The organism is Alteromonas sp. 1_MG-2023 (assembly GCF_030547075.1).
Taxonomy (GTDB): domain Bacteria; phylum Pseudomonadota; class Gammaproteobacteria; order Enterobacterales; family Alteromonadaceae; genus Alteromonas.
Genome location: NZ_JAUOQH010000046.1, coordinates 1 through 921, shown reverse-complemented (window position 1 = coordinate 921; position 921 = coordinate 1). Strand labels below are relative to the sequence as shown.

Genomic DNA, 921 nt, shown 5'->3' with positions numbered 1-921 from the left:
ACCTTCATCCACTTACACAACGCTCCCCTACCATACGTGTAAACACGTATCCGCAGCTTCGGTATATTGCTTAGCCCCGTTACATCTTCCGCGCAGGCCGACTCGACTAGTGAGCTATTACGCTTTCTTTAAAGGGTGGCTGCTTCTAAGCCAACCTCCTAGCTGTCTATGCCTTCCCACATCGTTTCCCACTTAGCAATATTTTGGGACCTTAGCTGGCGGTCTGGGTTGTTTCCCTCTTCACGACGGACGTTAGCACCCGCCGTGTGTCTCCCGGATAGTTCTCATTGGTATTCGGAGTTTGCAAAGGGTTGGTAAGTCGGGATGACCCCCTAGCCTTAACAGTGCTCTACCCCCAATGGAATTCGTCCGAGGCTCTACCTAAATAGATTTCGGGGAGAACCAGCTATCTCCCGGTTTGATTGGCCTTTCACCCCCAGCCACAAGTCATCCCCTAACTTTTCAACGTTAGTGGGTTCGGTCCTCCAGTTGATGTTACTCAACCTTCAACCTGCCCATGGCTAGATCACCGGGTTTCGGGTCTATACCTAGCAACTAAACGCGCAGTTAACACTCGCTTTCGCTACGGCTCCGCTATTCGCTTAACCTTGCTACTAAATATAAGTCGCTGACCCATTATACAAAAGGTACGCAGTCACAGAACAAGTCTGCTCCCACTGCTTGTACGTATACGGTTTCAGGTTCTATTTCACTCCCCTCACAGGGGTTCTTTTCGCCTTTCCCTCACGGTACTGGTTCACTATCGGTCAGTTAGGAGTATTTAGCCTTGGAGGATGGTCCCCCCATATTCAGTCAAGATAACACGTGTCCCGACCTACTCGATTTCACAAAAACAAACACTTCGTGTACAGGGCTATCACCTTGTATCGCGCCACTTCCCAGAGGCTTCCACTACGTTCA

The 921-nt window shown here is 50.1% G+C and carries 1 rRNA gene; it reads right to left on the bottom strand.

The features are described from left to right. Nucleotides 1–921: ribosomal RNA gene (locus Q4561_RS19770) — 23S ribosomal RNA — on the bottom strand; the annotation flags it as partial.